Below are 14,336 nucleotides of genomic sequence, written 5' to 3'. Positions count from 1 at the left end.
AATGTTATGATTTTAGGTCAAACTACAAGAAAGAATTTTACTCAAAACCCTAAAGACGATATTTTATCAGGCCTTACCGTTGCTTTGGCATTGGTTCCAGAAGCTGTTGCATTTGCCTTTGTTGCTGGTGTAGATCCATTGGTTGGATTATATGGTGCTTTTATGATGGGAATTGTTACCGCGTTGTTCGGTGGAAGACCAGGAATGATTTCTGGTGCAACAGGTGCAATGGCAGTGGTTATGGTGCACCTCATTCAAAAAGGAAATGAAGTTGGACTGAACCTAGATACACCTATCGACAACCTTGGGCTTCAATGGTTATTTATCACCCTATTATTAGTTGGTGGTATTCAAATTTTAGCAGGTGTTTTTAAACTCGGAAAATTCGTAAGACTTATTCCACATCCTGTAATGATGGGCTTTGTTAATGGTTTGGCTATAGTCATATTCTTATCACAATTAAAATTATTCCCTAATGCTGTACCACAAGATATTTCGTTTTTAGGAAATACTTCTGAATGGTTTTCTGCATTATTCTCAAATGCTGCCTTTTGGAAAATGATGGGCTTTATTGGATTGACTATGGGAATTATGTACGGACTTCCTAAACTTACCAAGAAAATTCCAGCTGCTTTAGTTGCCATTATCGTCGTAGCTTGCATTACTATTTTTGGTGGAATTGAAATGAGTACTGTTGGCTCTTTTATTGCTGAAGGTGGTGGTAAAGGTTTAGAAGGTGGTCTTCCAACATTTCAAGATCAGATTTTTGGATTATTCGGAACACTTGCTGGACATTGGGATATGATTATTTCAACAGCGTTTATATTGGCTGCTGTAGGTTTAATAGAATCTCTAATGACCTTAAACCTTGTTGATGAAATCACTGAAACCAGAGGAAATGGAAATCGCGAGTGTATTGCTCAAGGAAGTGCCAATATGTTGAATGGCTTATTCGGTGGAATGGGTGGTTGTGCTATGATTGGTCAATCCATCATCAACGTAGATTCTGGTGGTCGCGGTCGATTGTCTGGTGCATTTGCAGCAATGGCATTATTAGGTTTTATTCTATTTGCTGCACCATTGATTGAGCAAATTCCAATCGCTGCACTTGTTGGTGTAATGTTTATGGTGGTTATCGGTACGTTTGCTTGGTCTAGCTTTAGAATTATTCGTAAAATCCCAATTTCTGATGCTATTGTGCTAATTGCAGTTTCTGCAATTACAGTCTGGAAAGATTTAGCGGTTGCCGTTATAGCTGGTGTAATTATTTCTGCATTAGTATTTGCATGGAAAAGTGCTACAATGATTAGAGCACGTAAACGCATACAACCAGATGGCACTAAAACTTATGAAATTTGGGGACCTTTATTCTTCGGATCTATTCAGAGTTTTAACTCTAAGTTTGATGTAAAAAATGACCCAGAAAATGTAGAAATAGATTTTGTTGAATCTCGCGTTAGTGACCATTCTGCTATGGAAGCTATTTTCAATTTGGTAAATAAATATGAAGCTGCAGGAAAGAGCTTAAAACTAAAACATCTTAGCGAAGACTGTAAAGCCTTAATGTATAAAGCGAGCCCTAAGTTTAAAGAGGTGATTGTTGAAGATATTAATGATCCTCGTTATTATTTAGCAGCTAATCCTGAAGAGTTTACTAAACCGCTTTCGGAATACGATTTATAAAAAGATAAGTGCTAAGACCTAAGGCTTAGGTCTTTAAAATTAAAAACGAAATTAAATCAATAAAATTAATTGATAATCAATTAATTAGACTACCTTCGTCACTTAATTTAATATATTTTAATATGAGTACTGGTACAGTAAAATTTTTTAATGACTCTAAAGGTTTTGGATTCATAACAGAAGAAGGAAACAGCAAAGAGCATTTTGTACACATTTCTGGTTTAGTTGATGAGGTTAGAGAAGGTGACAATGTAGAATTCGATTTAACAGAAGGAAAAAAAGGATTAAATGCAGTTAATGTAAAAGTTATATAAGTATACTTAAAATCTTTTTATGAAAAAGCCTATCAAAAATGATAGGCTTTTTTTATTTAATAATCTAATAACATTTCAATTTTAGCTTTCACTTTTTCAATAGAAGGAATCATGGTTTGCTCTAATGTGGAATTCAATGGAATCGCAGGCATATTTTCACTACCAATTGTCATTACTGGTGCATCCAAATATTTAAAGCATTCTTCTTGAATTTTTCCAGATAAGGCTCTCGCAAAACTATTATTACTTGGCTCTTCGGTTACTACTAAGCATTTACCTGTTTTCTTAACCGACTTCATTATGGTTGCTTCATCTAAAGGATAAAGTGTTCTCAAATCTATAACTTCTATTTGGTCTTTTAAACCCAATTCTCCTGAAGCATTCATTGCCCAATGCACACCCATTCCATAAGTTACAATGGTACACGTTTCTACATCGTCTTGCTTCCAGATTTCCTGTAACAACCAAGCTTTTCCAAAAGGTAATACGTAATCTTCGGCAGGTTCTACAGAAGTTGCGCCTTGCGTTCCCGGAACCTTAGACCAATACAAGCCTTTGTGTTCTAAAATTACTACTGGATTTGGATCGTGATACGCTGCTTTCATTAAGCCTTTTAAATCTGCTCCATTACTTGGATAAGCTATTTTTATACCTCGAATATTGGTCACCACACTTTCTACTGAAGACGAATGGTAAGGTCCACCACTACCATAAGCACCAATTGGCACACGCAAAATCATACTTACAGCCCATTTTCCGTTACTTAAATAACAACTACGGCTTACTTCGGTAAATAATTGATTGAGTCCTGGCCAGATGTAATCGGCAAACTGAACCTCAACAATTGGCTTAAGTCCTACTGCACTCATCCCAACGGTTGAACCTACAATAAAAGCTTCTTGAATTGGTGTATTGAAAACTCTGTCATCACCAAATTTCTGCGCTAAAGTCGCTGCCTCACGAAAAACACCTCCAAGTCGTCCACCTACATCTTGACCGTAAAGCAAACATTCTGGATGCTCTTTCATTAATTCTTCAACAGCAAATAAAGCGCAATCTACCATCACCACTTTTTCAGCACCTTCTGGTGAACGTTCACCTTTTTCCTCGGTAATTGGAGTTGGTGCAAAATCGTGCGTAAATAAATCTTCAGGTTTTGGGTCTTCTGCTTTTTGTGCTTTTTCAAAATCAGATAGCACTTTTTCTTTAACCTCTTTTTCTATTTCTGAAATTTCCTTTTCTGAAAACCCATTATCCAATAATTGTTGTTTAATAACTGGATAAGGGTCACGTGATTTTGCTTCTTCCAAATCATCTCTATACCATTCCATTCGCACACCAGAAGTATGGTGATTTAACAACGGTACTTTGGCATGAACCAAAAATGGACGACGCTCTTCACGAATTGTTTTTATAACTTTTTCTAAAGCTTCGTAGCTTTCAATAAAATTAGCTCCGTCTATAGAAATGGCTTCTAATCCGTGAAAACCTTGCGCATATTCAAAAGCACTTTGCGCTCTGGTTTCTGCTTCATTTGCCGAAATATCCCAACCGTTGTCCTGCACCAAATATAGAATTGGCATTTGCTTTAAAGCTGCCATTTGAAAGGCTTCCGCAATTTCGCCTTCGGTGACTGATGCATCGCCTAAACTACAAACAGTGATTGGGTTTAATTGCAATTCTTCACTATCCTCCAGAATGACATTTGAATTTTGAAGTCCCTGTTTTTCCAAATATTGCAAACCCATTGCGACTCCTGTTGCAGGAATAGCTTGCATACCTGTTGCTGAGGATTGGTGTGGAATTTTAGGCTTATCAGCATCTTTTAAACTCGGATGCGAATAGTATGTTCTTCCTCCAGAAAAAGGATCATCTTTTTTTGCCAACAACTGCAACATTAAATCATAAGGCTGCAATCCAAAAGCCAACAACATCGCATCGTCTCTGTAATACGGAAATGCATAATCTTGCGGTAACAATTGCATACCTATAGCGGTCTGAATAGCTTCATGACCTCTTGATGTAGCATGAACGTATTTTGAAACTTGTTTGAAGTTTTCTTCATACAATTCTGCCATTGCTTTGGCTGTGCATAAATTTGAAAATCCTTTTTTTAATATGTCTTTATTCATAACTATTTCCCACGAAAGCAGGAATCTCTTTAATTATACGTATTCTTTTCTCACACCCCTAAAGTCCCCTCAAGGGGACAATTCATTTCAAAATAAATTCTATGCTAATTCTTTTTCGACTTTGGTAATCCAACCAAATTTATCTTCAATCTTTCCTGTTTTAATATCATTCAATCTTTGATTGATTTCAAGACCAACAGGACTATCTTTTGAAACAAAAATTTCTTCGTCACCAAAACCAACACTTTCTATGTAAGCAATACCCACAGCAGTTCCTGTACCAAAAGCTTCTTTTAAAGTACCATTTTTAGAAGCCTCTTTTATTTCATCAATTGTTATTTTTCGTTCTTCAACTTCAAATCCTTGATCTTTTAAAAGACTAATCACACTTTTCCTTGTGATACCATCTAAGACACAACCATCCAATTCTGGTGTGATGAATTTATCTTCAATTTTAAAGAAGATATTCATCGTTCCTACTTCTTGAATATACTTATGTTCTACTGCATCTAACCACAACACCTGATCGTAACCTTTTGCTTTTGCCAATTCGGTTGGACGTATTGCTGCAGCATAATTTCCCGCTGCTTTGGCTTCACCTGTTCCACCTTGAGCGGCTCTTATAAATTTCTTTTCAGCCCAAAGTTTAATTCGCTTACTAAAAAATGGCCCAGCAGGCGATGCCATGATTATGAATTTATAGTGGGTTGCCGCACGCATACCAATAAAAGGCTCATCGGCATACATAAACGGTCTTAAATACAACGCACTACCATCCATTGGTGGAATCCAGTTGCGCTCTAAGTCAACCAATTGTTTCAAACCTTCAACAAATAAATCACTAGATATATTTGGCATTCCCATACGGTCTGCACTAAAGTTCATACGTTTTGCATTTTCATCTGCCCTAAAAAGCATCGGATTACCTTCAGCATCAACCGTTGCTTTCATACCCTCAAAAATGGCTTGTCCGTAATGTAAAGCCATAGCTGCTGGATGCGTTGGTATTAATCCCATAGGTTGAATTCTTGGGTTGGTCCACTCGCCATTTTCATAATCACAAATGAATATGTGATCGGTGAATACAGTTCCTAATGGTATGTTGTTGAAATCGATGTTTTCAACTTTTGATTTTTCTACTTTTTGGATGGATATGTTGTAAGACATAACTTTAAATTGATGAGATCCTGAAACAAGTTCAGGATGACAGTTAATTATATTTTTCTATTGGTATCAAATTGTTCAAAATAATCAGCTACACGACGAACAAAGCTTCCACCTAGGAAACCATCCACGACACGATGATCAAAGGATAATGACAAATACATCATACTTCTAATAGCGATTTCATCTCCTGATTCGGTTTCTATGACTTCTGGCCTTTTTTTAATAATTCCCAAGGCTAAAATGGCAACTTCTGGTTGGTTGATAATTGGTGTTCCCATTACGCTACCAAACGTTCCAACATTAGAAATTGTAAATGTACTTCCCTTAATATCGTCACCTGCCAACTTGTTTTCTCTAGCTTTATTTGCCAATTCATTAACGTTTGCCGCTAATGTTTTTAAATCTTTATTATCTGCATTTTTCACTACAGGAACAATTAAATTTCCATTTGGTAAAGCGGTTGCCATACCTATATTAATATCTTCTTTTACAATGATATTATTACCATCTACTGAAGCATTGATATTTGGAAAATCTTTAACAGCTTTAGCCACAGCCTCAACAAACAATGGTGTAAAGGTTAGTTTTTCACCATATTTTTCTTGAAACGCAACCTTATTTTCGTTTCGCCAGTTTACCATATTGGTTAAGTCAGCTTCAACATAAGCGGTAACGTGAGGCGACGTATGCTTGGAATACACCATATGATCGGCAATCATTTGGCGCATACGATCCATTTCTATGATTTTGCCCTTGCCTTTATCAAACTCTAATTGCGGAATACGATATGCTGTTGGATCTTGTACTACAGGCTGTGCAAACTTGTAAGGTCTACCATCTTCAATATAGTTAAATACATCACTTTTTCTTAATCGTCCTCCTTTTCCGGTTGCTGGTATCCTTGCTAATTCCTCAAAACTGATGTGATGTTCTTTGGCTATGGAAATGATTAGCGGTGAAAAGAACGTGTTTGTATTATTAACCGAAAATGAATTTGAGCTAGGTTTCTCAACTGTACTTGATGCAATTGTACGATTCTTTTTAGTTTTCTTTTGAGACATATCGACTGCACTCGACCCGACAACTTCTTTTTTTGGTTGCGACTTCGAACTCGATACCTCAACTTCTAATATGGCAATAACTTCACCAACCTTAACAACATCTTTAGCTTGAAACTTGGTTTCAACCATAGTTCCAGAAGCTGGAGCTGGTACTTCATTATCAACTTTATCGGTAGCAACCTCTAAAATTATATCACCTTCTTCAAAGGTATCCCCTTCATTAACCAACCAATTAATTATGGTTCCTTCGGTTATACTTTCACCCATTTTGGGCATTTTTAGTTCGAATTTTGACATTCTTATTAACTAGCGTTTGTTAGTTTATTTTTTTCATAAAATCACGTAATGTAGCATACGTATTTTCTTGTACAATTCTATCTTTTGGCACTTCACGAAGTGGTTCGACTTCCTTCAAGGTTTCTTGACAATCTTTTGGCAATTGTTGATATAATTTTGTCCCTTTGGTTTTCCATTCAATCATATCATCACTCACTTGCTTTACAACTTTTGCTGGATTACCAACCACCAAACTGCGAGGTGGAATTTTAGTTTCGGCTTTAACAAAGGCCATTGCTCCGACAATACTTTCATAGCCTATTTCAGCATCATCCATAATCACCGAATTCATACCAATTAGGCAATTTCGACCTAAATTAGCTCCGTGAATGATGGCTCCGTGACCAACGTGTGCACTTTCCTTTAAGACAATGGATTTACCTGGAAACATATGAACCGTACAATTTTCTTGCACATTAACACCATCCTCTAAAATAATTTGTCCCCAATCTCCACGAATGGCTGCACCTGGACCAATATAGCAGTTTTTGCCAATGATGACATTACCTGTAACCGTTGCCAATGGATGAACGAAACTGCTTTCGTGAACGACTGGTATATAACCTTGAAATTCGTAAATCACTATTTAAATCGATTTAATGTTTCTTTTGTAAAATCACTCAATACCAAACGACCACTAATGGCTGCTCTTTCGGCTAGAAGCGTATCCCAATCTTCGGTACCTTGCCAGAAGATTGTTTTCATTTCTTTCATAGCTTCTGGATTGTAATTGCAAAGATTTTCGGCAAAGGTTTTTACGGCTTCGTCTAATGCTTCTGTAGTTTCAAACACTTGTGTAAATAAGCCTTTTTGTTTTGCCCATTCTGCTGGATAAAATGTATTGGCATCAATGGCGATTTGTGACATTCCGCTTAATCCTAACTTGCGCTCTACTGCTGGACCAACCACAAACGGACCGATACCAACATTTAGTTCACTTAATTTAATAGCTGCAAATTTTGTTGCCATACAATAATCGGTTGCCGACGCAACTCCTACTCCACCTCCAACAGTTTTTCCTTGCACGCGACCAATAATGAATTTTGGACATTTTCGCATCGCATTAATCACGTTAGCAAATCCTGAAAAAAACACTTTTCCCGTAGCTTCGTCATTGATATTGATTAGTTCGTTAAAACTTGCTCCTGCACAAAACGTTCTGTCGCCTCCACTTTTAAGAACAATAACTTTAATGTCGTCATTATTACCAGCATCAGTAATGGTTTGTGCTAATTCAGCTAGAATATTTCCTGGTAATGAGTTATGCGCAGGATGAAAAAATTCGATGTATCCTACTTGGTTTTCTATGGTTTGTTTTACGTATGGTTGTTGTTCTGACATAATTATATTAATCCAAATTGTTCAAAATGATGGTTTAAATGTTTTCTTTCGAGTAAGTAAGATTCGTAACGATTCAACACTCCAAACACTAAATTCTTCAATTTAGCATCTGGATTTTCCTTGAAAAACTCGATGTATTTTTTGCGTTGTTCCTTAAACTTCTCAATCGCTGTTTCTAAATCTTGATGTTTTAAATCGTCTAGCGTGTCTTTTTCTAACTGTGGAAATTGAGAGTTTTGTGGAAACTTTTTATAGTTATACAAGCTTGCGTGCACCTTGTCTAAAATCTTTTCAGGTGTGGCAATTTCAAAATCTTGAATTTCGCCAGACGCAATTTTATAAGTATACTCTAAATGCTCAATCATATGTTGAGGCGTCATAATGCCCCATTTTGGTTTGGCATCCGCATTCAACTTTGATAAGCATTCGTTGATTTTCTCTTCAGTCATTTCAACAAATGTTTCTTGTTTTTTCTGAACCATTGTTAAAATGGTAGCCACTGCAACCAACGGACTATCTTTGTCTGTTTTTTGACTTTCTGGACGGTTTTCAAAATTAGCATCAAAAACCTCAACGTGCCATTTTACAATACCACTTGGATGCTCGGTTGACGACACATCTCTATCTACTTTTTCCTTGCAGGTTAAACGTACATAAATGGTATCATTGTGGTATAACGGTCTTAAAAATCGGATAGAATCCAAACCGTAATTTGCTGCTACAGGACCTTTATTAGGATACACAAACAAACCAGCTGCTGCCGAAATTATAAAATAACCGTGAGCTGTTCGTTTTTCAAAAATACTACCATCTAAAGATGTAATATCTGTATGTGCGTAAAAATGGTCCCAAGTTAAATTCGCAAAATTTTGAATGTCGGAATCCGTAAGTGTACGCTTGTGTGTTTTTAAAGACATTCCTGGTTGAATATCTTCCCAATGGTACTTAAACGGATGGTCTTCGGCTTCCTTATATTTTGCATTTTGCTGATAAATGCCAGTAATTTCAGTAATGGTTGATGGTGTTCCCTGAATGGCTGTACGTTGCAAATAGTGTTTAATACCTCGCATTCCACCCATTTCTTCTCCACCTCCAGCACGCCCTGGACCTCCGTGAACCAAGTAAGGCAATGGCGAACCGTGACCAGTACTTTGTTTTGCCATTTCGCGATTAATCACCAATATTCTTCCGTGATGACTCGCTGCATTTATCACATAATCCGTTGCGATGTTATCATCATAAGTTGCTATAGAAGACACTAACGAGCCTTTACCCATTTGTGCTAATTGCACAGCTTCGTCCATTGACTTGTAAGGCATAATGGTACTTACTGGTCCAAATGCTTCGCGCTCGTGAACAACATTATTCTGGAAAGGATCATCAGTTCTAAACACCACTGGACTGATGAATGCACCTTTATTAGCATCCGCACCAATGGTTTCAATATTATCTAAATTGCCATAAACCATTTCAGCTTCTTTGCTGATATCTGCAATAGAACTTTTAACGGCTTCAACTTGTTGCTTACTTACCAATGCGCCCATTCGTACTTCTTTAAGTCTTGGGTCACCAATGGTAACTTTATCGAGTTCTTTTGCTAATGCAATTTGAACATCTTCAACTAAATTTTCAGGAACAATAATTCTTCTAATCGCTGTACATTTTTGACCTGCTTTTACGGTCATTTCATTTCTAACTTCTTTGATGAACAAATCAAACTCAGGTGTTCCCGGAACAGCATCTTCACCCAAAATTGAAGCGTTTAACGAATCGGCTTCCATAGTAAAAGGTACAGATTCTTCAATCAATCTTGGATGAGCTTTTAACAATCTACCTGTTGCTGCCGAGCCAGTAAAAGTCACCACATCTTGAGATTCAACCGTGTCTAAAACAGTTTTTACGGTTCCGTTTATAATTTGAAGAGCTCCTTCTGGTAAAATACCAGAATTGATAATTTCTCTTGCTACAGCTTCAGCTAAATATGACGATGATGGAGCTGGCAAAACCACTGCTGGCACACCTGCCATCCAATTAACCGCACATTTTTCTAACATGCCCCAAACTGGGAAATTAAACGCATTGATATGAACTGCAACACCTTTTTTAGGCACCATGATATGATGCGCCATAAAGCGTCCACCACGAGATAAATCTATCGGATCACCTTCAACATGAAATGGTTGATTGGGAAATAATTTTCGTAGTGAAGCGTTGGCAAACAAATTACCGAAACCACCTTCAATATCAATCCAACTATCAACTCTAGTTGCACCTGTTCTATAACTCAAATCGTAAAATTGTTCTTTACGCTTGGTAAGGTAAAGTGCTAATTTCTTGAGCATATTACCACGCTCTTGAAAGGTCATTTTACGTAGAACTTCTCCTCCTTTTGTACGACCGTAATTAAGAATTTCAGGAATATCTAATCCTTCAACAGCCCAATTTGTAAAATGCTCACCTGTAATGGCATCGTAAATTGGTGCTCCTTCTTCTTTTCCTGTGGTCCATTGTCCTTGGACGTAGTGTTGTATTTTGTTCATACTTGAAACTTTATGGTAGATTCCGCATCAACTGCGGAATGACAAATCTTTAATTATTTACACATTCAATCACTGCGGCATAACCTTGACCGACACCAACACACATTGTTACTAATGCATATTTTTTATTCTGTTCTTTTAATTCTAAAGCCGCTGAATAGGCAATTCTTGCTCCTGTAACTCCTAGTGGATGACCAATAGCAATTGAGCCTCCATTAGGGTTAATTCTAGGATCATTATCATCTAATCCCCAAGCTCTGGTACATGCTAAAGCTTGAGCTGCAAAAGCCTCATTTAGTTCAATGATATCAATATCATCCATTATTAGACCTGCTTTAGCCAAAGCTTTGTTGGACGCTTCTACAGGACCTATACCCATAATTCTTGGTTCTACACCAACCACTGCAGAACTTACTATTCGTGCTAATGGTTTTAGATTATATTTTTTAACCGCATCTTCTGAAGCAATAATTGTTGCCGCAGCTCCATCATTTAATCCTGATGAATTTCCTGCTGTTACGCTACCACCTTCTTTTTTGAAAGCAGGTCGAAGTTTTCCTAATATTTCTTTTGTCGTTGTTGGTTTTACAAATTCATCTTTTGAAAAAATGATTGGATCTTTTTTACGCTGTGGTATTTCAACAGGAATAATTTCCCTATCCAAACGACCGTTTTCTTGTGCTTTAGATGCTTTCATTTGACTCCAGTAAGCGAATTCATCTTGGTCTTCTCGTGAAATATTATATTTCTCTACAAGATTTTCAGCAGTGACTCCCATTCCGTCCGTACCATACATTTCGTGCATTTTTGGATTTACAAATCTCCATCCAAAACTACTGTCGTACATTTTAGCATCGGTACCAAATGCGCTGGATGGTTTTGCTATAACATAAGGTCCGCGTGTCATATTTTCCACACCACCTGATATAAAAAGATCTCCATCACCAGCTTTTATTGCTCTATTAGCATGAATTATAGCTGATAAACCTGAGCTACACAATCTATTTACGGTCTCACCAGGTACCGAAAACGGTAAGCCTGCCAAAAGCGATGCCATTCTAGCGACATTACGGTTATCTTCACCTGCTTGGTTAGCACAACCCAAAATAACATCGTCATAAGCCTCTTTTGGGATGTTTGGGTTTCGTTTTACAATTTCTTTTATAACTAAAGCACCCAAATCATCTGTACGTACAGCTGACAATGTGCCTTTGTAATTTCCTATTGGTGTTCTAATTCCGTCTATTATATATGCTTCTTTCATTATTCTGGGTTAAGTTCATTTTTGATTGCCTTTAACAAACTACTATTGTTCTTATAAATTAATTCAGAACTAGTTACTTTGAATTTCCGCTTTATTAAAACTTTATCGTTATCTGTGTCTAATAACATCATATAAAATGAGTAGTTCCACGTTAACATACTTCTTGATTTTCCCTCTTCAATGTTTAATTTACTCTTATTCCTTTCAACATCACCAAGACTGAAAACACAAACATATCTTTGTTTAAAATTAAGTGAGTCATAATCTATATCTTCAAATGATTTAATTGATTGCGAAAAATCAATATTATCATCAAATTCTGAATCTACATACTTGACAATCTTGTTCATTTTTTTCTTTAATTTTTTAAAGAAAAGTCTATAGTTATATTCAATTTCACCTTTACCTCCCGAAAAAAACAGTATTGAATCGGGTAATTTGTAATTTTCGACCGTATACTCTTCTACAACTTTTACATTATACCCAACTTTACGAGCTTTTTGCCCATATACGTTCAGAGATACAATAATAAATATGAATAACAACTGTTTCATCTCCAATCTTTTTGAGTCCGATAAACAACACCTTTAAATAAAGCTACTAATTCATCTCCTCTTTTGACTTCTACAATATTAAATCCTAATCTGTTTTTTACAGTTTCTATAACTGATTCTGCAACTAAATAGTCGCCTTCTTCTATAGCTTCAATGTGGTTAATACTTGTTTCTATGGAAACTGCAAATTTCCCATGCGTATTTGCTGCAAAACCAAAAGCGGTATCTGCTAAAGCATAACTGATGCCTCCATGAGCTTTTCCCATACTATTCAACATCTCTTTTCTAACAGTCATGGCAACACGGCAACGACCTATTTCGCATTCTAAAATTTCGATACCTAGCCAAGTACTAAAAGCGTCTTGACCTAACATTTTATGTGGAATTTTATCTCCTTGCATTAAAAGAACGTTTTATTTTCCTTATTCATTTTTCTCAACAACGGACTACAACGGTAACGGTCTTCATGATACTCATTGTACAATTCATCTAGTTTTGAAACACACCAATCCATTCCTTTTTCATCTGCCCAAGCCAATAAGCCTTTTGGGTAATTAACACCTTTGGTCATAGCATTGTCTATGTCTTCAGCAGAGGCAACATTTAAAAACAAGGCGTCTGCGGCTTCGTTGATGAGCATTACTAAGACACGATCGAAAATGGTTTGTGACAATTCGCTATCTTCTTTTGGTTCTTGTTTTACATCACCTTCAGAATAATCATAATAGCCCTTTCCTGATTTTCTTCCTAAATACCCTGCTTCACTTAAGCGTTTTTGTGTAAAACTTGGTTTGTATCTTGGGTCGAAATAAAAGGCCGTAAATACAGTTTCTGTTACCGTGTAATTGACATCATTACCAATGAAATCCATTAGCTCGAATGGTCCCATTCTAAAACCACCAAGCGATTTTAAACTGTAATCGATAGTAGCAAAATCGGCAATACCTTCTTCGTAAATACGTAAGGCTTCACCGTAAAATGGTCGTGCCACACGATTCACTATGAAACCTGGCGTATCTTTAGCAACAGCTACTGTTTTCTTCCAATTTTTTATGGTTTCAACAGACTTATCTAAAACTCCTTTTGACGTTTGTACTGCTGGAATCACCTCAACCAATTTCATTAATGGTGCTGGGTTGAAAAAGTGAATCCCTATACAACGCTCTGGTTTTTGTAACGATGATGCTATTGAAGCTATTGATAAACTAGAGGTGTTAGAAGCGATAATGCAATCTTCCAAAACATAGCTTTCCAATTCTGAAAAAACCTTCTTTTTAATATCCAAATTTTCAACAATGGCTTCAATCGTTAGATTTGAATCTGCTAACGCTTTTAAGCTATCGACATAAATGATATTTGATTGAATTCTTTTCTTTTCTTCAGTATCTATTCGACCTTTTTCTATGAGTCTACTTAATATTTTTTCAAGACTCGCTTTAGCCTTATCTAAAGCTTCTTGGTTGGTATCGTATAATTTCACAGAACAACCAGCAGTAGCCGCTACTTGAGCGATGCCACTTCCCATTGTTCCTGAACCGATTATTCCTACGTTCATAAACTTTTATTCTTTAATTTTTCAATCACTTGTCCTCTATCTAATTCCTCTCCGTCCCAAACTTTTACGACTTTTCCTCCAACACTTTCAAATACCTCTAAAAAAATTTGTAATTCTACTTCGGATATACCTCCTTCAATAAATTCCATTGGGTGAACAAGTATTGAATTATATCTTTTAACTCTATAATCTTTTTTTATTTTATGGATTAAATTCTTCAAAAATGTTATTGCCTCATAAAAATTGGCTATTAACAATCTGTCATTTGAAAACTCAATATTTGATTTCTCTCTTAAACTTACTCCATTTACAACGTCTATGACTTGTGCTTCATTCCTCCAAAGCTTTACATATAAATATTTATCTTTAAAAAGTCCTCTTAACATCAT

The 14,336-nt window shown here is 36.4% G+C and carries 13 protein-coding genes; 2 read left to right on the top strand and 11 right to left on the bottom strand.

Annotated features, from left to right (window positions below; genetic code table 11):
- Positions 1–6: 6 nt before the first annotated feature.
- Together MST30_RS08385 and MST30_RS08380 are read left to right on the top strand one after the other, a co-directional pair.
- Positions 7–1,683 carry a SulP family inorganic anion transporter gene (locus MST30_RS08385; protein WP_243470972.1) on the top strand — a complete coding sequence of 559 codons (1,677 nt, stop codon included), beginning with the start codon at positions 7–9 and terminating at the stop codon, positions 1,681–1,683.
- A 122-nt stretch (positions 1,684–1,805) separates the two neighbouring features.
- Complete coding sequence (locus MST30_RS08380) at positions 1,806–1,997, top strand: cold-shock protein (protein WP_243470971.1); 192 nt, start codon at positions 1,806–1,808, stop codon at positions 1,995–1,997.
- A 56-nt stretch (positions 1,998–2,053) separates the two neighbouring features.
- On the opposite strand, the gene MST30_RS08375 is transcribed toward MST30_RS08380, so the two are convergent.
- From MST30_RS08375 to MST30_RS08325, 11 genes are all read right to left on the bottom strand, one after another.
- Positions 2,054–4,129, bottom strand: coding sequence for an alpha-ketoacid dehydrogenase subunit alpha/beta (locus MST30_RS08375; RefSeq protein ID WP_243470970.1), 2,076 nt, complete (start codon positions 4,127–4,129; stop codon positions 2,054–2,056).
- A gap of 99 nt (positions 4,130–4,228) precedes the next feature.
- Positions 4,229–5,296, bottom strand: coding sequence for a branched-chain amino acid aminotransferase (locus MST30_RS08370; RefSeq protein WP_243470969.1), 1,068 nt, complete (start codon positions 5,294–5,296; stop codon positions 4,229–4,231).
- 47 nt (positions 5,297–5,343) lie between these two features.
- Positions 5,344–6,654, bottom strand: coding sequence for a dihydrolipoamide acetyltransferase family protein (locus MST30_RS08365; RefSeq protein WP_243470968.1), 1,311 nt, complete (start codon positions 6,652–6,654; stop codon positions 5,344–5,346).
- A gap of 19 nt (positions 6,655–6,673) precedes the next feature.
- Positions 6,674–7,276, bottom strand: a complete 603-nt coding sequence (locus tag MST30_RS08360) for an acyltransferase (protein WP_243470967.1) — start codon at positions 7,274–7,276, stop codon at positions 6,674–6,676.
- Positions 7,276–8,034 (bottom strand): enoyl-CoA hydratase/isomerase family protein, encoded by a 759-nt coding sequence (locus tag MST30_RS08355; protein ID WP_243470966.1) that lies wholly within the window; start codon positions 8,032–8,034, stop codon positions 7,276–7,278. Before MST30_RS08355 ends, MST30_RS08360 begins: the two co-directional genes overlap by 1 nt.
- A 2-nt stretch (positions 8,035–8,036) precedes the next feature.
- Positions 8,037–10,574, bottom strand: a complete 2,538-nt coding sequence (paaZ, locus tag MST30_RS08350; protein WP_243470965.1) for a phenylacetic acid degradation bifunctional protein PaaZ — start codon at positions 10,572–10,574, stop codon at positions 8,037–8,039.
- 49 nt (positions 10,575–10,623) lie between these two features.
- Positions 10,624–11,838: a 3-oxoadipyl-CoA thiolase gene (pcaF, locus tag MST30_RS08345; protein WP_243470964.1), complete on the bottom strand. Its 1,215-nt coding sequence runs from the start codon at positions 11,836–11,838 to the stop codon at positions 10,624–10,626.
- Entirely contained in the window at positions 11,838–12,392 is a 555-nt protein-coding gene (locus MST30_RS08340) for a hypothetical protein (RefSeq protein ID WP_243470963.1), read from the bottom strand. The genes pcaF and MST30_RS08340 overlap by 1 nt, the downstream gene beginning before the upstream one ends.
- Complete coding sequence (locus MST30_RS08335) at positions 12,389–12,793, bottom strand: PaaI family thioesterase (RefSeq protein ID WP_243470962.1); 405 nt, start codon at positions 12,791–12,793, stop codon at positions 12,389–12,391. Before MST30_RS08335 ends, MST30_RS08340 begins: the two co-directional genes overlap by 4 nt.
- Entirely contained in the window at positions 12,793–13,947 is a 1,155-nt protein-coding gene (locus MST30_RS08330) for a 3-hydroxyacyl-CoA dehydrogenase NAD-binding domain-containing protein (RefSeq protein ID WP_243470961.1), read from the bottom strand. Before MST30_RS08330 ends, MST30_RS08335 begins: the two co-directional genes overlap by 1 nt.
- Positions 13,944–14,336 carry a hypothetical protein gene (locus MST30_RS08325; RefSeq protein WP_243470960.1) on the bottom strand — a complete coding sequence of 131 codons (393 nt, stop codon included), beginning with the start codon at positions 14,334–14,336 and terminating at the stop codon, positions 13,944–13,946. The genes MST30_RS08330 and MST30_RS08325 overlap by 4 nt, the downstream gene beginning before the upstream one ends.

Origin of the sequence: Winogradskyella sp. MH6 (genome assembly GCF_022810765.1) — a bacterium.
Classification (GTDB): domain Bacteria; phylum Bacteroidota; class Bacteroidia; order Flavobacteriales; family Flavobacteriaceae; genus Winogradskyella.
The sequence above is the reverse complement of the archived record's forward strand: the minus strand, read 5'-3'. Positions and strand labels throughout refer to the sequence as shown.